Origin of the sequence: Methylococcus mesophilus, from assembly GCF_026247885.1 — a bacterium.
GTDB lineage: Bacteria > Pseudomonadota > Gammaproteobacteria > Methylococcales > Methylococcaceae > Methylococcus > Methylococcus mesophilus.
This window is the reverse complement of the sequence record NZ_CP110921.1, coordinates 3,884,469-3,902,850: the sequence shown is the minus strand read 5'-3', so window position 1 is coordinate 3,902,850 and position 18,382 is coordinate 3,884,469. Positions and strand designations below refer to the sequence as shown.

General features: G+C 62.6%; 19 protein-coding genes. 4 read left to right on the top strand and 15 right to left on the bottom strand.

Annotated features, from left to right (window positions below; all coding sequences use genetic code 11):
- The first annotated feature begins 142 nt into the window (after positions 1-142).
- On the top strand, positions 143-844 hold the full coding sequence (locus OOT43_RS18530; RefSeq protein WP_266022158.1) for a ComF family protein: 702 nt from the start codon (positions 143-145) through the stop codon (positions 842-844).
- A 20-nt stretch (positions 845-864) separates the two neighbouring features.
- On the opposite strand, the gene gspD is transcribed toward OOT43_RS18530, so the two are convergent.
- The 11 genes from gspD to gspE all read right to left on the bottom strand — a co-directional run bounded on the left by gspD (position 865) and on the right by gspE (position 11,973).
- Entirely contained in the window at positions 865-3,303 is a 2,439-nt protein-coding gene (gspD, locus tag OOT43_RS18525; protein ID WP_266022156.1) for a type II secretion system secretin GspD, read from the bottom strand.
- Positions 3,304-3,332: 29 nt separating this feature from the next.
- Positions 3,333-4,028 carry a hypothetical protein gene (locus tag OOT43_RS18520; protein WP_266022155.1) on the bottom strand — a complete coding sequence of 232 codons (696 nt, stop codon included), beginning with the start codon at positions 4,026-4,028 and terminating at the stop codon, positions 3,333-3,335.
- Positions 4,025-4,636, bottom strand: a complete 612-nt coding sequence (gspM, locus tag OOT43_RS18515; RefSeq protein ID WP_266022154.1) for a type II secretion system protein GspM — start codon at positions 4,634-4,636, stop codon at positions 4,025-4,027. The genes OOT43_RS18520 and gspM overlap by 4 nt, the downstream gene beginning before the upstream one ends.
- On the bottom strand, positions 4,587-5,705 hold the full coding sequence (locus tag OOT43_RS18510; protein ID WP_266022153.1) for a PilN domain-containing protein: 1,119 nt from the start codon (positions 5,703-5,705) through the stop codon (positions 4,587-4,589). The genes gspM and OOT43_RS18510 overlap by 50 nt, the downstream gene beginning before the upstream one ends.
- A 44-nt stretch (positions 5,706-5,749) precedes the next feature.
- The gene (locus OOT43_RS18505; RefSeq protein ID WP_266022152.1) at positions 5,750-6,679 is read right to left on the bottom strand and encodes a type II secretion system minor pseudopilin; all 930 of its coding nucleotides are present in this window, start codon (positions 6,677-6,679) and stop codon (positions 5,750-5,752) included.
- Positions 6,680-6,921: 242 nt separating this feature from the next.
- Complete coding sequence (locus OOT43_RS18500; RefSeq protein ID WP_266022151.1) at positions 6,922-7,524, bottom strand: prepilin-type N-terminal cleavage/methylation domain-containing protein; 603 nt, start codon at positions 7,522-7,524, stop codon at positions 6,922-6,924.
- Between the two features lie 2 nt (positions 7,525-7,526).
- Positions 7,527-8,027, bottom strand: a complete 501-nt coding sequence (locus tag OOT43_RS18495) for a type IV pilus modification PilV family protein (RefSeq protein WP_266022150.1) — start codon at positions 8,025-8,027, stop codon at positions 7,527-7,529.
- On the bottom strand, positions 8,002-8,457 hold the full coding sequence (locus tag OOT43_RS18490; RefSeq protein ID WP_266022149.1) for a GspH/FimT family pseudopilin: 456 nt from the start codon (positions 8,455-8,457) through the stop codon (positions 8,002-8,004). Before OOT43_RS18490 ends, OOT43_RS18495 begins: the two co-directional genes overlap by 26 nt.
- Positions 8,458-8,470: 13 nt before the next feature.
- The gene (gene gspG, locus OOT43_RS18485) at positions 8,471-8,902 is read right to left on the bottom strand and encodes a type II secretion system major pseudopilin GspG (RefSeq protein ID WP_266022148.1); all 432 of its coding nucleotides are present in this window, start codon (positions 8,900-8,902) and stop codon (positions 8,471-8,473) included.
- Positions 8,903-8,938: 36 nt separating this feature from the next.
- Positions 8,939-10,156 carry a type II secretion system F family protein gene (locus tag OOT43_RS18480; protein ID WP_266022147.1) on the bottom strand — a complete coding sequence of 406 codons (1,218 nt, stop codon included), beginning with the start codon at positions 10,154-10,156 and terminating at the stop codon, positions 8,939-8,941.
- A gap of 59 nt (positions 10,157-10,215) precedes the next feature.
- On the bottom strand, positions 10,216-11,973 hold the full coding sequence (gene gspE, locus OOT43_RS18475) for a type II secretion system ATPase GspE (RefSeq protein WP_266022146.1): 1,758 nt from the start codon (positions 11,971-11,973) through the stop codon (positions 10,216-10,218).
- Positions 11,974-12,755: 782 nt separating this feature from the next.
- Between gspE and hisC the strand changes: the two genes are divergently transcribed.
- On the top strand, positions 12,756-13,829 hold the full coding sequence (gene hisC / locus OOT43_RS18470; protein WP_266022145.1) for a histidinol-phosphate transaminase: 1,074 nt from the start codon (positions 12,756-12,758) through the stop codon (positions 13,827-13,829).
- Here the strand turns inward: hisC and OOT43_RS18465 are convergent.
- Complete coding sequence (locus OOT43_RS18465) at positions 13,826-14,506, bottom strand: TVP38/TMEM64 family protein (protein WP_266022144.1); 681 nt, start codon at positions 14,504-14,506, stop codon at positions 13,826-13,828. The two genes, hisC and OOT43_RS18465, sit on opposite strands and share 4 nt — an antisense overlap.
- 226 nt (positions 14,507-14,732) lie before the next feature.
- Here OOT43_RS18465 and OOT43_RS18460 point away from each other — a divergent pair, with 226 nt between their 5' ends.
- Together OOT43_RS18460 and OOT43_RS18455 are read left to right on the top strand one after the other, a co-directional pair.
- Positions 14,733-15,515, top strand: a complete 783-nt coding sequence (locus tag OOT43_RS18460; protein ID WP_266022142.1) for a sulfite exporter TauE/SafE family protein — start codon at positions 14,733-14,735, stop codon at positions 15,513-15,515.
- Positions 15,516-15,629: 114 nt separating this feature from the next.
- Positions 15,630-17,210 carry a glucan biosynthesis protein gene (locus OOT43_RS18455; protein WP_266022141.1) on the top strand — a complete coding sequence of 527 codons (1,581 nt, stop codon included), beginning with the start codon at positions 15,630-15,632 and terminating at the stop codon, positions 17,208-17,210.
- An 11-nt stretch (positions 17,211-17,221) separates the two neighbouring features.
- On the opposite strand, the gene OOT43_RS18450 is transcribed toward OOT43_RS18455, so the two are convergent.
- The 3 genes from OOT43_RS18450 to cydX all read right to left on the bottom strand — a co-directional run bounded on the left by OOT43_RS18450 (position 17,222) and on the right by cydX (position 18,373).
- On the bottom strand, positions 17,222-17,803 hold the full coding sequence (locus OOT43_RS18450) for an alpha-ketoglutarate-dependent dioxygenase AlkB family protein (protein ID WP_266022140.1): 582 nt from the start codon (positions 17,801-17,803) through the stop codon (positions 17,222-17,224).
- Positions 17,804-17,896: 93 nt separating this feature from the next.
- Positions 17,897-18,172 (bottom strand): PepSY domain-containing protein, encoded by a 276-nt coding sequence (locus OOT43_RS18445; RefSeq protein WP_266022138.1) that lies wholly within the window; start codon positions 18,170-18,172, stop codon positions 17,897-17,899.
- A 78-nt stretch (positions 18,173-18,250) separates the two neighbouring features.
- Positions 18,251-18,373 carry a cytochrome bd-I oxidase subunit CydX gene (gene cydX, locus OOT43_RS18440; RefSeq protein ID WP_266022137.1) on the bottom strand — a complete coding sequence of 41 codons (123 nt, stop codon included), beginning with the start codon at positions 18,371-18,373 and terminating at the stop codon, positions 18,251-18,253.
- Between the last annotated feature and the right edge of the window lie 9 nt (positions 18,374-18,382).

Sequence of the window (18,382 nt, the reverse complement as noted above, 5' to 3'; positions counted from 1 at the left end):
CAATCCATGCCGGAGCGACGAGATGTCTCTTAACTTAACGGCGCCGTCTCCGAAGAGAAGGCAAAGGTATTCACCTTTCACGCACGGCCGGAGTAGAAAATCAGAATACGAACACACCGACAGCTCCTGTCAACGCATGAACATGAAAACTGTAAACGGCTGGCTGAATATTATACAGAACTGGATCTATCCGCCCACCTGTCTGTTGTGCGGCGACGACGGGGAAAGGGGACTGGATCTGTGCGGGGCATGCGAGCGCCAGCTTCCCAGGACCGGCACCGCGTGCCTGCGTTGCGGCGAAGCCCTGCCGGACGGGGCACCCAGCCCCTGCGGCCGCTGCCTGCAACACCCCCCGCCGTTCGATAGCTGCCTCGCGGCGTTCCGCTACGAAGAGCCCATCCGACATCTGATCCACGGGCTCAAGTTCGGTCACCGCCATGCCTGCGCCCGCACGCTGGGGGAATTGGCCGCCACCCACTTCCTGCTACATGCGGAAATGCCCGAACTCATCGTTCCGGTTCCGCTGCACGCTTCCCGCTACCGCGCACGCGGCTTCAACCAGTCGCTGGAAATCGCCCGGCACCTGAGCCGGAACCTGCAGGTCCCTTTGGAGTTTCGCGCCCTGACACGAAACCGCACCACCCGGCCGCAAGCCGAACTGTCGGCCAAAGAACGGGCGAAAAACATCCGCGGCGCCTTCCGGCTGGAACGGGAAGTCAATGTCCGCCACGTCGCCATTCTCGACGACGTGGTAACGACGGGGGCAACGGTGAGCGAACTGGCGCGAACGCTGCGGCAGGCGGGTGTCGATCGAATCGACGTCTGGGCCGTGGCGCGGGCCTGAGCCGCGCCACGGGTTGCCAATTACGGCGTCGAATGCTCCACCGGCGCCGGCTGGGCATCCGGCTCGCCTTTATAAAGGTTGGTCAGCCTACGGCGGAATTCGTTGCTGATCGCGTTGATATCGCCTTTCTTTTCCACAACCCGAGGGGTGATGAGCACCACCAACTCCGTGCGCTCCGGTTTTATCTCAGTGGAACCGAACATCCAGCCGATCATCGGAAGTTTATTCATATACGGTATACCACTCTGATCTTCCGTACGCTTGTCCGAAATCAAACCGCCCAGAGCCAACGTCTCGCCATTCGGCACCGCCACGGTGCTTTGGATTTCCCGGTTAGCGAACTTAAACGATTTCGTTCCATCTGCACCACCGGAAAGCGTGATCTCGGTAGGGGTCGAAATCGACTGAAAAACGTCCAGCGAAACCAGCCCCCCGGAATTCACCCGCGGCCGGATTTGCAAGGTGACACCAGACTGCTGCTGCTGATACTGATTGAACTGGGATGTGGTATTGATCGTCGTCGATCCGGTACCGGTCAGCACAGGCACCTGGTCACCCACATTGATCTTGGCCTGCTGATTGTTCAGCACCATGAGGGACGGCGAGGAAATGACATTAACCAAATTCTCTGACGCCAACATATTGAGCAATACCTTGACGTTACCGCCATTGGCTATGAAAGCATAACTAAATCCGCCAGCGGTTCCAAAGAAATCCTTGAACGTCGAAAGAATATTCGAATTCATGGTCGAGTGGCTGCTTCCGCTATTGATCAGCCATTTCAGACCATATTTAAGGTCATTTACGAGCGAGATCTCGACAATAGTCGCATCGATGAGCACCTGAAGCGGCAAGATATCCAAGGCTTGAATCACGGCTTCGATTTCCTTCCAGTCCTGAGGCTTAGCGATCACGATCAGCGCATTATTCGACGGGTCGGCAACGACCCGTGCATTGTTGCCGAGTTGCATCATGGACGTGCCCTGACCGCCCGCCCCCGACCTTCCGCCACCGAAGCTGCCGCCGCTCGTGCCGAGCCCACCACCGGTCCCGCCCATACCACCACCAGACCGGCCAAGTCCGCCGCTGCTGCCGCCGGTCGACGATCCCATACCGCCACTCGACCCTCCCAAGGTGGAACCGCTGCCGGTGCTGCTTCCGGTGCCCCCGAACGAACTCCCTGAGCCGCCGAAAGAACTGCCCGACCCGCCATAACCGGTACCGGATGAGGTTCCGCCGAAACCGGCCGAAGACGCGGATCCGAAGGCGCTCGACGATCCGCTGCTGACATCCATTCCCGTCAGTCCCGGCGCCAGCGACGGGCCCGATTTTCCGGCGCCGCCTCCGAAGATCCCGCCCAGCGTCCGGGCAAGTTCGGTCGCATCCACATGCTGGCAGCGGTAGACGTGGACATTGCCGGTGCGTGTGGTGTTGTAGCGGTCGAGCCGCTCGATCCAGTCCTGCACCTCCTGCAGATGATGCATCTCCGGCGCAACCGCGAGGATGGCGTTGAGGCGTTCGATCGGCAGGATGCGCAGCACGTTGCCCATGGCACCCTTGCCGCCGAGGCCTAAGACCTTGGTCAGTTCCTCGGCGATGGTCGGCACGTCGGCGTTCTTGACCGGGTATATCGCCACCGACATCCCCCGCATGTAGTCGACGTCGAAAATCTGCACCGCTTCCATGACGCCGCCCAGTTCCTCCGCCGTACCGGCGACCATGACCAGGTTGCGGGTCTCGTCCATCCGCAGCACGGCCTTGGGGGGCATGATGGGTTCAAGCACCTTCTGCATTTCCTGGGCGCTGATGTAACGTAGAGGGACGACCCGCAACTGATAGCCCGGCTCCATCATCCCCCGACCGACACCGGGGCCGGACGCGCTGATCGCGGCCTGGGCGTCGGGTTCGATCTTGTACATGCCGCCGTCGCGGATCAGAGCCGCCCCGTTCATGCGCAGCAGCGTCTCCAGCGTCGGGATCATCTCGTCCTCGGTCAACGGCCGGGTGGTCTGCAGACTCACCTTGCCGGTGACCTTGGGACTCAGGACGTAATTCACCTTCAGCGTGTCGCCGAGGATGACCTTGGTGACCTCCGACAGGTCGGCATCGTCGAAATTGAGGGTGTACTTGCCTTCCTTCCGGGGCGAGGTCCGGCCGCCTCCTTTCCCGGTTGCACCGCCGCCGGCGGAGGATGTGGCAGAACCCGGGTAGCCGCCACCGCTCGAGGACGGCGGATTGACCACCGAGCCCTTCCGCGGGTAATACTCCGGCTTCTTGAGCATGTCGGTCTGCGCCTCCGCCAGCGGCGCGGGCGGAGGCTCTGACGAGACCTTCTCGATCTTCAGGCTGTCTGGCGAAGCGGGCTTTTTGTAGTAGTCGGGCATCAGTGATTCGCAACCGCTCAGGCCGAGGGTCGCCGATACTGAGACGGCGATGATTCTTTGAATGAACTTAGGCATGCACTGTCGATTGCAATTCGTTGAATGGGTTACTCATCGCTTTGATCCTCCATGTCCTCGGCACCGTCGCTCTCGGTATCGGCGTCTTCGTCGGGTTCGGCCACTTCGCCATCTTCTTCATCCAGCGTATCGGCATCCGGCGGCTGGAGACCGGCAGGGGGCTTCTTTCCGGGCTTGGCTTCCGTGGGGGGCTGCGGCGCGCCTCCGGCCGCGACTTTCGGCTTGGCCTTCAGAAGCGGGAGCTCCTTGGTCTCCCCGTCCTGCTGCATGACCACGCCATCCGTTTTCAGCTCCTTGAGGACCCAGCCGCCGACGACACCGCCTTCCTTGACGCGCTTGTACTTGCCCTTCGGATCGACCAGCAAGGCGGTTTTTCCGGTCGGCGAAAAAATCATCCCCATCAGCTTGAGGTCCAGCGGGGTGCGGCTGACCGGCGGCGGCGGCTCCTCAACGACCTCTGGCGGTGGCCTGCGCCCTTCCACGAACAACGGCCGTTCGACCAATTCCTCGAACTCGCCGAGATCCGGAAATTCGAAAGGAGCAAGGTCCGGTTGGTCCTCCGCGGCTTTATCCGCAGCCTTTGGAACCTGCGGAATGCGGTGCATGCGGTCCACGCTGTACCACTCGACCACCACCAGCAGCCCCAGCCCCGCGCAGGCCGCGGCGAGCAGCAACGACAGCCTGAGTTCGGAACTCAGTTTTCCCATGTCCACTTTCATGTTCATGGTGCTTTCTGCGACATATAGCCGACCGCATCGAAATCGATGCTCAGCTTGTCCGGCGCCGCCGCTTGCTTCTGGCCAGGGCGGGGCGGAACGCGAATCGGGCGGAGGTTCAGGTTTTCCACGAACAACACCGGCTGCTCCGATTCGATGTCGTACAACACTTGCCGCAACACTTCGGTACTGCCGTTCAAACGCACTTTCACCGCAATGCGGGTGAACTGGTCCTCCTTGCGCTCGGGGATCACCTGGGTGCTGATCAGTTCGCCTCCCGCGGAGGTCACGGTATCCTTGATGCGCGACTGCAGATCCGCCGCGGCCAGAGCGGGAGTGGCCTGGGAAAACAGGTTCTTCGCCTGCTCGCCTTCGTTGCGGATTTCCTCCAGGCGCCCCTCCCAGTACGACCTTTCGGCCGCCACCGTCTGAAAGCGCTTCAGCCGGAACAGCAGGCTTTCGATTGACTCGTCGTAGCCGGAGGACAAGGCCCATAGCGGCGCCATGATCAACCCGTACAGTGCCAGGATAACCAGCGCCAGCAAACCCAGGGCCGAGGCCCTGGACTTACTGACCTGGATTTTCAGGTTGAGCAGGCGCTTCAGAAGACCTCCCATTGACTGCATCCGACGCAATCTGGAACCGCTCCAGGCCGTTCGACACGTCCTTGGTGACGGGTGAGACGAAACTGGTGTTCTTGAACTCCTCCGAAGTCTCCATACGGGCGATGAGGCTGGATGCCGACGGCGACTGTCCCTGGACCACGAGATGCCCGTCCTTGTACTGGAAGCCGTTCAGCCAGGTGTCGTCGGGCATGACCTTGCTCAGCTCGTTGAGAACGTCCAGCACGATCGGATCCTTGCGCTTTTTCTGCGCCAGATACCCCATCTCGTGCGCCATCTGCTCTGCCTCCTGCCGCAGCGCCTCCACTTCCTTGGCCGCCTTGCCCGCTTTGCGCACCTCGGCCTCGATTTGGTCGACCCATTCGCTTTTTTTCCAGACAGGCACGATCAGGAGCGCCAGAAACAGCGCCACGGCTAAACCGGCCAAACCGAAGTTGAGCCAGCGGTTCCACCGACTTCTTTTCACGAGGAACCGTTCGGGCAACAACTGGTGCGATCGCTTGTAGGGATCCTCGCTCACGTCCACGTAGTCCGGCCGCCAGCCGGACGCGATCATGGATTCCAGCATCAGGTCGAGCCTGTCTTTCGGAACCACGGCCAGATCCACCCGGATCTGGCCCGCCGCCTTCAGCCGTTCGATCACCCGCGCGCCGAAATAGACCTGGTCGGGCTTGAACGGCGTGAAGCGGTCGAGTTCGAATGCGATGACCTGCTGCAGGTTCTCTTCCGTCGCCAGAGGCAGTTTGACCACCCGAGTCATGCACTGATCGGGCAGAAGCCGGAAAACCGTCCGGATTTCGGCCAGTTCGGGCTCCGCCTCCAGCAACCGGCGCCATGCCTCGCGGCCGGCCTCGTCCAGCGTGAACGAGCCGAGCGGGCGCGTGCCGTTCGCGGTCCGGTGGACCGCCTCGAGCGTTTCCGCCCGCCAGGTCAGAAATATCCAGGACGTCCGCCCTCCCAACAGGCGCCGGAGACGATCCGGAACCAGAAAAGCCAGTTCGCCCGCCCACCATCGCAGGAAAGCCTGGACATCCAGGTCTATCGGTTTGCTGAAATCCACCATGTGCTGAAAAACTCAGTATCCCTACCCATCGCTTCGGTCGCGCATCAATACCCGGCAACGGGGGGAAAACCGCCGGAAGGTTCATGTAAACGTGGAATTTTCCAATTTAATATGGAAAACGGCAAATGCTGGGCGTTCTGCTGACGTTTCAAGACCGCCTCCACGGCCGCTCTGTCGCCGTCGGGAAGCACCGCCTCGACCGATATGCCGTAAGCGGTATCGCCCCCCGTCGTCAGTTTGATCGGACTGTTGGCGCGGTTGGCCGGGATCGGCGGCGGGGCGTTCCCGATGGCAACGGAACGCTGCGCGATGTATTCGGCAACGGCTGCTTCGTCGCCCTTGAACACGATGCGCAGCATCTCCGGTCCGGCCTTGGCGGGATTGATGCCGTCGCGCCCGGTGTACACCGTGATCAGCGGTTCGATGCGCTGATAAACCGCCGGGGCGAATCCCAGCACTTCCATCAGTTCGTCGGCAACCTGGAACGGGCGGTTGCGCGGCCCCGTTTTCCCCATCGCTTCATATTCGCTGCGCTCGGCACCGCTGGGCCGCTTGAGGTCATCGGGGTCGCGCCAGTCCACGATGGCATCCGACAGGCGCTGAGCCAGACCCTCGTCGCCCGTGACCTGCAGGAACAACTCCCGCAGCGCGGCGTCCGACGCCGTATTCATGTCCAGCTTACCCTCTTCGTCCAGGACGCGAATCATCAGCCGGCCCGTGCCCAGGGAGACCGGATAAGGCGTGCCGTCGGTCTTCCAGCGCTTGGCGGGGTCTCTTTCGACCAGCATGGGCATGGCGTAGTAGATGCCGCCTTCGGCCAGCGCGCGCGCCTGGGCCGTACCGCGGATTCCGCTTACCAGTTCCGATTCGCGGTGCAAGGTAAGGGAAAAACTCCCGGCCATGATCGTCATGAGCGTCAGCATCCACAGGACCAGCACGAGTGCCATGCCTTTCTGGCCACAGGCCCGCGCCATCACCGCCCACTCCGGCGAGAATCCGGTCCCTTTTCCGGGAACCGACAAAAAAAAGCGGAGCGGCCGGCAGCAAGGGGGGTGCGTGAGGGGGGAAGCCGGCCGCTCCGTCAAGGGAGAGAGATGAAGACGCATGAACAAGCTACCTTCATATGGCTGGGAACCTTCAGCCACGGACAAGAGTTAACCATGGTTTTGTATCAGGAGTGTGTTCGCGTGGTAGCGGATTGGTATCCCGGCCGCGTTCACCGCGCCATATCGAGGCGGGGCGCCACCATCAGCGGTGGCCACGGCTCCTCGCCTTCCGGCTTGATCGTGAGCCGGACCATCCGCGGCATGATCGGTTCGTTCCATTCCTCGACCCAGGCCAAATCGCCGGTCCGTTCGTTCTGTCCCAGGTAGGACAGATGGAACTCCTCCACCCCTTCCAGGACGAGCACGTCGTCGATGGGTGTGACCGGGTCCTGGGGACTGTTGGTCAATGGCAGGACGGCGACCCGCAGGTCTACGCCCTCCTCCCGCCGCGCCAGATACAGCCTGAACCGGTGGAGACCGCCCCGCACGTAAGCCGGCAGGCTGGACACGAAACTCAGGGTTTGCGGACTGCCGCGAAACGCCAGCACCATGCGGTTCATCTCGCCGGCTTCCCGGATCGGAAACGCCGTTGCCAGACGGGCGCGAAGGAACTCCTGCACCACCAGGGCGCGGCTGGCCCGCTCCACCGAAACCTCGCCCTTTTCCCACGAGGCGGCCGCCATGCGCAGGCTCGCGGTCAGAATCAGCGACATCACCGCCAGGAGGCTGGTGGCGATCAGCACCTCGATCAGGGTAAAACCGCGGGGCGCCATGGCTACATGCGGGGGCCGAACGGACCGCCCGGCAGGCGGCCGGGGCCGCCGGTCGGATTTTCGTTGAACAGCCGCAGGGTGCTCAAGGTGACTTCCCGCGGCTCCTCGCCCTCCCCCCACACAACGCTGGCGTCCACGGCGAACAGTTTGAGACCGGCCAGCGGCGATCCCGTGGGAGGCGCATTGTTGGGCCCCATCTGCTGCTCGAGTGCAGGGATGGGCACGGGGGCGATCCGCAGAATCCAGCGGAATTCCTCGCCGAAACGGCCTTCGGTCACGCCCGGCACCAGCGGAGTCTCCACGCCGACGTCGTCGAGCACCGACTCCGCGGCGATGACGGCACGGGAATATTCCTCGGCGATCCGGGCCGAGCGGGTCGCGCCGCCGAAAACCCGCATCAGCACACCCAGAGCGATGGCCATGATGGAAAACGCCGCCAGCATCTCCAGCAGCGAGAAGCCGGCTTGGGTTCGAAACTCAGGAATTGTCCGATTCTTCCGCACTGGACGAAATCCTGCCGGTAAGCCAATTGACGTCGATCAGCCGCTTCCGGCCGGCGGCCTCCAGGGTCACCCGTCCCCCGGTCGACGAACCGTCCGGAAAAAAAAGGATACTGCCGACCCCTTCGCCCTCGACCTCTCCCGAGGCGGTGAACAGCTTCAGCCCAACGCCGGAGGGCAGGCCGAAAACCTTGGGGCGGGTGCTGACCCGGTAGCGGTGCCCCGGCACGTCGAGCGTAAACCGCACTTCCTGGCGCCGGCTCAGGGCCTGGCCACGGGCGAACCTCAGCCCCGACGCCACGTCGCGGGCGGCGGAGCTGAGCTGCGCGGCTTCGATGGCGGGCATGACATTGGGGACCGCGACCGCCATGAGGATTGCGCCGATGCCCAGCACCAGCAGCATTTCCAGCAGGGTGAAGCCACGACCGCGCATCCCCGGATGCACCTTACTCCCAGCCGAGGATATCGGCATCCTCGCCTTCACCGCCCTCGGCATTGTCCTGGCCGAGCGACCACACGTCGAACTTGCCGTGCTGTCCCGGCGCGACGTAATGGAACGGGTTGTTCCACGGGTCCTGCGGGACCTTCTTCTTCCGCAGATACGGCCCATTCCAGACCCGCGCCGTGCTGGGCTGCTCGATGAGGGCGTTCAGCCCTTCGTCGGTGGTGGGATAACGGCCCACATCCAGTTTGTACATGTCCAGCGACGAGGCCAGCTCCTCGATCTGAAGACGGGCGGTCTTGGACTTGGACTCCCCCAGATGCTTCATGACCTGGGGACCGACCAGCCCGGCGAGCAGACCGATGATGGCCAATACGACCAGCAGTTCAATCAGGGTGAAACCACTGCGACTACGGATGGAACGCCTATGCTTCATACGAAAACCTCAAGCAAGAAAAAGGGTTTGGGGGGATTAGAAGGCCAGATCGTTTACGCTGACGATCGCCATCAGGATGGAAACGATGATGCCGCCGATCATGATGCCGAGCCCCACGATCAGCGCCGGCTCCAGCAGTGCGAGAATGCGCTGGACCGTGATCTTGATCTCCTTGTCATAAGTGACCGCGACCCGTTCCAGCATCTCGGTCAGATGCCCGGACTCCTCGCCGAGCTTGATCATCTGCAGCGCCAGCGTGGGAAAAACCCCGGCGTCGGTCAGAGGGCCGGACAGGGCCCCGCCTTCCTTCAGATTGTCCATGGCGGTATCGACCCGTTGCGCCACCGCCCTGTTGCCGAGCGTCTCCTTGACGATGGAAAGACCGCCGAGCAGGGGCACGCCGTTTCCGAGCAGGGTTGCCAGCGTCCGGGCGAAATTGGCCACCTCGACCTTGCGCACCAAGTCGCCGAACAAGGGCCAGCCGAGAAAGCGCCGGTCCCACACCAGCCGGCGCGAGGGCTCGGCGAGTTCGTACCGCCCCCACGCCACCAGCACCAGCACCGCGCCCAGGAGCGCCCACCAGTAACTCTTGAGGATGTTGGCCACGCCGACCACGATCTGGGTCGGCACCGGCAGCTCCTTGCCGGCGGTTTCGAACATCTCCTCGAACTGGGGCACCACGAAGGTGAGCAGCAGCAGCAAGGAGCCGACGGACATGGTCAACAGGATCGCGGGGTAGATCATCGCGGTCGAAACCGTATCCCTCAGCTCCTTGGTGCGCTCGAGATAATCCGTCAGCCGCTCCAGCACGTCCTCCAGCGCCCCGCCCGCCTCGCCGGCGCGGATCAGGTTCAGGTAGAAACGCGAGAACACGCCTTCCTGCCGCTCCAGTGCCGCCGAGAGCTGCGAGCCGCCCTTCACCAGTTCGATGACGCGCCCGATCATGCTGTTGAGCGCGACGTCTTCGCGGGTCAGGTCTTCCAGCACGAACAGCGCCCGGTCCAAGGGCAGCCCGGCCTGCAGCAGCGTCAGCAACTCCCGGGTGAAAATGCCGATGTGTTTCTGCGAAATCCGGTTCCGGCGCCGCGACAGGCTGAGCCAGGCAAACGGACGTGCGCCGGCCGGCGCCACCCGGATCGGGATCAGTCCTTCGCCCTGGAGCGCCAGCACCAGACTCATCTCATCGGAAGCTTCCCGCTCGGATTCCACCGATTCGCCGTCGCGGTTCACGGCCTTGTAAAAATATAGCGGCACGGAGTTACCTTGGGGTCACATCGAAGCAGCGGCGGGCGATTCGGAAATCATCGCAGGTTTTAGGAGTCCGAAGTCACGCGCAGGACCTCTTCCACCGTGGTAAGCCCCATCAACGCCTTACGGATACCGTCGTCATACATGGTATGCATGCCCTCGCGCAGGGCGACTTCCTCGATCTGCCGGGCCTGGGCATGGCTCATCACCAGCCGCCGCACCTCGTCGGACATGACCAGGAACTCCAGAATCGCGAGTCGCCCCCGGAACCCGGTGCCGCCGCACTGTTCGCAGCCGACCGGCCGGTACAACACCACCTCCCCGTCGCGCTGGAACCGCCGCAGCCCCATTTCTTCGGCAACCTCTTCCAGCGCCGGATGCGGTTCGCGGCAATGCTGGCACAGCCGCCGCACCAGGCGCTGGCCGAGAATGCCGTTCACGGTCGAGGTGATGAGATAGTCCTCCAGCCCCATGTCCATCAAGCGGGTCACGCCGCCGGCGGCGTCGTTGGTATGCAGGGTGGAAAGCACCATGTGTCCGGTCAACGCCGATTGCACGGCGATGCGGGCCGTCTCCAGATCGCGCATTTCGCCGATCATGATCACGTCCGGGTCCTGGCGCATGATGGAGCGCAGCGCACTCGCGAAATTCAGGCCGATCTGGGGCTTGACCTGGATCTGGTTGACGCCTTCCAGCTGGTATTCCACCGGGTCTTCGACGGTAATTATCTTGCGCGAAGGCGTGTTGATCTTGTGTAGCGCGGTATACAGGGTGGTGCTCTTACCGCTGCCGGTGGGGCCTGTGATCAGGATGATGCCGTGGGGCAATTCGAGGATTTCGAGGAAACGCCGGAGCACCGCGCCTTCGAATCCCAGCGTGCCGAAGTCGAAGGTGATGCTTTCCTTGTGCAGAAGCCGGATCACCACGCTCTCGCCATACATCGTGGGCACCGTGGAAACACGAAGGTCCAGCTCTTTACCCTGTACCTGCAGCTTGATCCGGCCGTCCTGCGGCAGGCGCCGCTCGGCGATGTTGAGCTTGGCCATGATCTTGATGCGCGAGATCACCGCGGCGGTCGAACGCACCGGTGGCGCCTCCACGTCGCGCAAGACGCCGTCGATGCGGAACCTCACCTTGAGTTGCTGCTCGAAAGGCTCGACATGGATATCCGAGGCCCGCGACTCCACCGCCCGTTGCATGATCAGGTTAACCATGCGGATCACCGGCGCTTCGCTGGCGAGGTCTTTCAGGTGCTCGACATCGGCCTCGTCGGCATCCTCATCGCCGCCCAGGTTGTCGACGATCTGGCCCATCACCGAACGGCCCGAGCCGATCTGCTGCTCCAGCGCGCGGTCGATCTCGGAAGCCAAGCCGACGACGGGGTAGACCGGCTGGCCGCAGGCCAGGCCGAGCGCATGGATCAGCTCCGCATCGAAGGGATCTTCCACTGCCACCACGAAGCCGCCTTCCCTGGTCGCGACGCCGACGGCATGGCGATCCTTGAGGAATCGGGCTGCGACGCCTTCCGGCAGAGGCGACACGTCGGGATAGTCGGGGGGGCCGACCAGGGGAAGACCGCTGGCCTCGGCAAGTGTCTCGGCCACGTCGCGCTCCGACACCACGCCGAGTTTGACCAGCAAGGCGGGGAGGCGCATGTCGTCCGCCTGCGCCGAGAGCCGCCTTGCCCTTGCCAGATCCATTTCTCGAACCTTGCCGCGGCGAACCAGCGCGTCGGCGAATCGGGCATAGCCATCCGGATCCTGCAACAACTCGGCGGGGATAAGCGGCTCCGCCTCCGTCTTTCTCAATACTGCCTCGGTCATCGATGGGGATTGTGAAGGGTGGTCAATGCTTGCGGCCGGGGTCCGGCGCGGAGAGGGATTATGCTACAGATCACGAGGAGGTTCTTGACTATGGCCCGCTGCACACGCCTGACGGACGTTCGCATATCTCAGCCTAGAGTGTTTACCTTTTCACGACCACCGGACCGATGTCAAGCCGCATCGGCCGTCACGCTTGGATTCGATGGGCTCCGTGCCGCAAAGAATGCCGATCGCCGGGACCGGCGCGGACCCGATCGCAAGCGAGGACGGCAGGAACGGGCGCTCAGGCCGCCTCCAAACTTGGGCTGTCAAGGGGAATGCCGAGCCCACGCCAGGTCGGCCGGTCTGCCTCGGTGTCGATCCGGAGCAAAAAAAACCGGGCTGTTCGCCCGGTTCAAGTCATGTCGAGGTAAACAGGAGGCTGCGCCCGGATGAATTCACCCATTCCGATCCGGTATTCGCCCGGCGGGCAACTGACAATAATTTGCGACACAAAAAGCAATGGATGCGATCAGGGTGCCGAGGAGTAAAAGCCCCAGACCGAGTTCGACGGAAGTCAGTGTCAACATGGTGCGAATCCTCTCAAACTCCGTATCGGCCTGTTGAAATTCTAATCTTCCGGCTCCATTAGTCGAATTAATGTTTCTTTTCGAATGAATAAATTCATCTTATCTTGACATGCAGGGACACCCGCAACATCCCGGCAGTCGCCGACCCGCCGCCATGGACCTCGAGACGCCCGTCGGCTATCTTTTGCGCTTCCGCTACGTTTCGAGAAGTTTATGAATCCCTTTTGGAGTGCGCTGGTCCGGGACCTGAAGCCCTACGTACCCGGCGAACAGCCCAGGCTGAGCAATCTCGTCAAGCTGAACACCAACGAGAATCCGTATCCGCCTTCGCCCAAAGTGTTGGACGCCATACGCGGCGAACTCGGCGCCTCTCTCAGACTCTATCCCGATCCGAATTCCGAACTGCTCAAACGTGCAGCCGCGCGATACCTGGGCATCGGCACAAACCAAGTCTTCGTGGGAAACGGCTCGGACGAAGTTCTGGCGCACGCGTTTCAGGCCTTGCTGAAACACCCGCGGCCCATCCTGTTCCCCGATATCACCTACAGCTTTTACCCCGTCTATTGCGGGCTGTACGACATCGCGTACGAGACCGTACCGCTGACCGAAAGCTTCGAGATCCGGATCGAGGACTACTTGCGGCCCAACGGCGGCATCGTTTTTCCGAACCCCAATGCGCCGACGGGGCGCGTGCTGGCCCTCGCTGACATCGAAACGCTGCTTTCCCGGAACGCCGACTCAGTCGTGATCGTGGACGAGGCTTATATCGACTTTGGCGGCGAATCGGCAACGGGGCTGGTCAACCGGTTCCCCAATCTCCTGGTGATACAAACATTGTCGAAATCCAGGTCCCTTGCCGGGCTCCGCGTCGGCTTCGCGTTCGGCGATCCGGGATTGATCGAGGCCCTGGAGCGAGTCAAGGGCAGCTTCAATTCCTATCCGCTCGATCGCCTGGCGATCGTGGGGGGAGTCGCGGCCTTCGACGACCGAGACCACTTCGAGTGGTCTCGGCAATCCATCATGTGGACCCGGCAATGGGTCAGTCAGGCACTTGCCGATCTGGGCTTCGAGGTGCTGCCCTCGGCCGCCAATTTCGTGTTCGCCCGTCATCCTCGATACGACGGCGGCAAACTCGCGGCGGCATTGCGCGAAAGACACATCATCGTCCGCCATTTCAAGCTGCCGAGGATCGACCAGTTCCTCCGGATTACCGTCGGCACGGAAGAAGAGTGCCAGATTCTCCTGGAGGCATTGAGCGAACTCGTGGCGGGAAAAGCGGCGGCTTAGGCGGCGTGCTGCTTGCCGGCCTGGGCAACGAGGCGGTTCCAGGCCAGCGTCAAAACGAGAAGAGCGGTTGCCGCGACGGCAAAATATTGACCGACCTCGACGAAATCCGTCTGCACCATCCCGGCGCCGACCAGAGTCGCCGCAACGCCTTGGGGAAGGAAACCCAGGCCGGTGCCGATCCAGAAATCGCGATGGCCGATCGCACTGATGCCCAACAGGATGTCGTTGTACAACCCTGCGACCGGAATCTGCCGAATCAGAACAACCGACCACCAGCCTTTCCGGCCCTGAACCCGGGCGGCAAGGGCTTGCAGTTTCGGGTAGCGCCGCAGCACGAGTTCACGGGCCGACCAGCGCGCGAACAGGAACGTGCCGTAAGCGCCGAGCACAGTGCCCAACTCGCTCCAGAGCGTTCCCCAGACGACACCGAATAGCAACCCCCCGAGCACGCAGAAGACCAGGCGGGGAAAGCCTAGGGCCGTCAGCAGCGCGGAAACCAGAGTGAATACCAGCGGCGCCAGCAGTCCGATATCGTCGAACCAGGCTCGCGCGTCCCTGAGGTATGCCAGCCACACTTCGAGCGGTGCCGCAAGAAGCAGGGGGACCGCTCCCGCCAGCATCAGCAGCGTGATGCCGGCGATCCGAAGCCGTACGGATGTGCGTGTTGCTTTGTCCATGTATCCAAGTGCTTGTTTACTGACGGTTAGTTTCCAGGAAAACCGGCCGAAAAGATAGTCTCGCTGCCAGGGACCAAGCAACTCCACGACAGTTCCGGCCTTGCCGCAGGGAGTTGCGGAACGTTTCCAGCCGATTTATTCCAGATAAATATAAGTCTATAACGGAAAAATCCTGCCTAATATATCGCCACTCCGATAGACTGCGGACTTTTTGCCGGAAAAGGTCATGACTACTGCATACGCAATGTCTGGACTGCTGGTGGGGTTCCTGGTCGGTCTGACCGGCGTCGGCGGCGGCTCGCTGATGACCCCCCTGCTGGTCTTCATGTTCGGGTTCGCTCCCAAAACAGCGGTAGGGACCGATCTCCTGTTCGCCGCGATTACCAAGGGCGGCGGCGTCCTCGTTCATCACCGCTCCCACCGGTCGGTCGAATGGAAAATCGTGTTGCAACTGGCGCTGGGCAGCATTCCCGCCGCACTGGCGGTCATCTACCTGCTGGAAACCGTCTTCGAGAAAGATGAATCGGTAACCGCCATCATCACCACGACCCTGGGCGTCGCCTTGATCTTCACCGGCCTGTCGCTGCTGCTGCGCAAACGACTCGCTCACAAATCGGCCACGCAACGAATGACCCATACGGAGCGTTTCGGACGCTGGCAGGGCCTGCTGACGGTGTTGGTCGGCCTCATTCTGGGCGTACTGGTCACCCTTTCCTCGGTCGGCGCCGGCGCCTTGGGTACGGTGGCGCTACTGTTCCTGTACCCGCGCCTGGCGACGGTCCGCATCGTGGGGACCGACCTGGCGCACGCGATCCCGCTGACCGCCGTCGCCGGCCTGGGACATCTGCACATGGGCAACGTCGATTTCACCCTTCTCGGCAGCCTCCTGGTGGGCTCGCTCCCCGGCATCTACCTGGGCAGCCACCTGAGTGCCAGGATTCCGGAATGGCTGCTGCGGCCGGCGCTCGCCTCGCTCCTCCTGCTGATCGGCTGCAAGTTCGTACTCTGACCGGCCCCCTCTTGAGTACTGCCGGCGCGGCCTTAGAATAGGCGCCGCTCCGGCGGGGGAACTCGACGCCTCGCCGCCTTCCTCAACAACGATCCTGCAGGACGATTCGATCCCATGAGTCTCAGCCGCCGCCATTTCCTTCAACTCGCCGTCGCGGTGAATGCGCTTTCGCTGTTCAAAGCCGGCATGGTTCATGCCGAACCTGAAACCGGACTCAAATTCGGGGCGCCCGCCCCGTTCTCCTTCGAGACGCTGAAAGCGCTGGCGCGCGAACGGGCCAGCCGCGAATATGCGCCACCTCCCCAGCCCAATCCGGAGATCGTCAAACAGATCGACTACGACGCCCACGGCAAACTGCAATATCGCAAGGAGGCAGCCCTGTGGGCCGAAACCGGCGGTAGCTACCCGATCTCGTTCCAGCACGTCGGCATGTTCTTCCCGAAGACGGTGACGATGAACGTCGTCGAGAAAGGCACGTCCCGGGAACTCTTGTACGATCCCAAGCTCTTCACCACGGGACCGGACCATGTAGCCAGGGACCTTCCGGCCAGCCCCTCGGCCTTCGCGGGCTTCTGGGTGCACGAGAGCCGCAAGGGTTCCGACTGGAAGAAACGCGAACCCTGGGTCACTTTCCTCGGCGCCTCGTATTTCCGTGCCATCGGCGAATTGGGCCAGGTCGGCCTGTCGGCGCGCGGCATCGCGCTGAATCCCGGGACCTCCAATCCGGAGGAGTTCCCGGATTTCGTCTCGTTCTGGTTCGAAGCCGGGACCAAGGCCGACGATCCCATGATCGTGTATGCCCTGCTGGATGGCCCCAGCCTGACCGGCGCCTACAAGTTCTCGCTCAAGCGGACCAAAGGCGTGATCATGGAAATCGAAGCCGCTCTGTTCCTGCGCAGAGACATCGAGCGTTTGGGGATCGCACCGCTGACTTCGATGTACTGGTTCTCCGAATCCGCAAAGCCCACCGCGGTCGACTGGCGCCCCGAAGTGCACGACTCCGACGGCTTGGCGCTGTGGACCGGCGTCGGCGAACACATCTGGCGGCCGCTCAACAATCCGGCCGGCATCCAGGTATCCAGCTTTGCCGACAAATCACCCAAAGGCTTCGGCCTCGGTCAGCGCGACCGGGTGCTCGACCACTACCAGGACGGCGTGCGCTATCACCTGCGCCCATCGGCCTGGGTGGAACCGCTCGGCGACTGGGGCGAGGGCGCGGTGCAACTCACCGAAATCCCCACCGACGACGAGATCCACGACAACATCGTGGCGATGTGGGTGCCGAAGGAGCCCGCCGCGGCTGGTAATACTTACGACCTGCGCTACCGCATCCATTGGCTGGCGGACGAGCCTTTCCCGAGTCCCCTGGCGCGCTGTGTGGCGACCCGGCTCGGCAACGGCGGCCAGCCCGGCAAGCCGCGTCCCAAGGGCGTACGCAAATTCATGGTCGAATTCCTGGGCAAGCCGCTGGCCAAACTGCCCTTCGGCGAAAAGCCGGAGCCGGTCATCACCGCGACCCGGGGCGAATTGTCGCGAATCGAAATCGAAGCCGTGCCGGATGACGTGCCGGGCCATTGGCGTACCCATTTCGACCTGGCGGTGACGGGGCCGGACCCGGTCGAAATCCGCTGCTATTTGCGCTACAAGGATGAGGTGATGTCCGAAACCTGGCTGTACCAGTACCACCCGTTCTGAGCCGGCGCCCTTCAGGAACGCGGCACGATGCGGCGGAACGTGAGGTTGATGCGTTCGCCGCAAGGCCTGGCGGTCTTGGGAATAGAGTGCCTCCAATGGGACTGCAGATCCCCGCCCATCAGCAGCAGGTCCCCATCCCGCAGCGGCACGTCCAGGGTCCGGGCAGTGCGGCGGTGGCGAATCCGGAACAGGCGTTCCGCTCCCAGGCTCAACGACGCGATGAACGGGCGTTCGCCGAGCTCGGGCTCGTCGTCGGCGTGCCAGCCCATCGAGTCCCGGCCGGTGCGGTAGCGGTTGCAAAGGACGGCGTTGAAAGCATGCCCGCTGAACGCCTCGATGCGGGTCCGCAAATCGGCAAGCACCTCGTGCCAGGGCAATGGTTCGTGGGAGACGCCGGAATAGCGATAGACCGCACCCGGATCGCCATACCAGCACAGGAGGCGCGGCACTGCCACCCTCCGTCCGAACAGTGGGATTTCCTCGCCCTGCCAAGCCAGTTCGCCGAGTAGGCGTGAACCGAAAGCCGCGCTCTCATCCCCCTTGAGGAATCCCTCGATCAAATCCAGCTCGCCGTCTTCGGTAATCAGCCGCACGGTGGGGAACAGCGTGCCTTCTCAACCGTCATCGAGCGGGACCCGTGGCATCGCCACAGCCGTGTTCAATTTCGCTGCCGCAGCGGATCGTCCCTAATCGTCGAATTCAGCCTTCAACACCTTTCCGTCGGCGCTGTACACGATCTCGCGCTCCACGCCCTTGTCCTTGAACTCGATTTCGTAGACGGTCTCGCCGTGTTTCACTTTCTTCTCGTACTCGACGTCGGTCGCATTCGGATAAACCGCCTTGAAGGTGTTCAGCACCGCTTTCGGCAGCTGCGACTCGGCCAAGTCTTCACCGGCCGTGACGCCGGCCGACAGCGCCAGCGCACCGGCAAAGGCCAGGACGCTTGAAATACTCCGCTTCATGATGCAACTCCTGGAAAAATTCGCTATTTGGACTCCGGCCGGCCGCCCGGAGGGCTCCGGACGATCACGCCGTATCCGTCAATTTTCGGCGCCGCTCGAGCCCTGATCGTCGATGTCACAGACCGATTCCAGCCACATGGCATTGATGACACCGAATGCGCAGGCGAAACCCACCCCGAGTATCCATGCGAAATACCACATCTCACACCT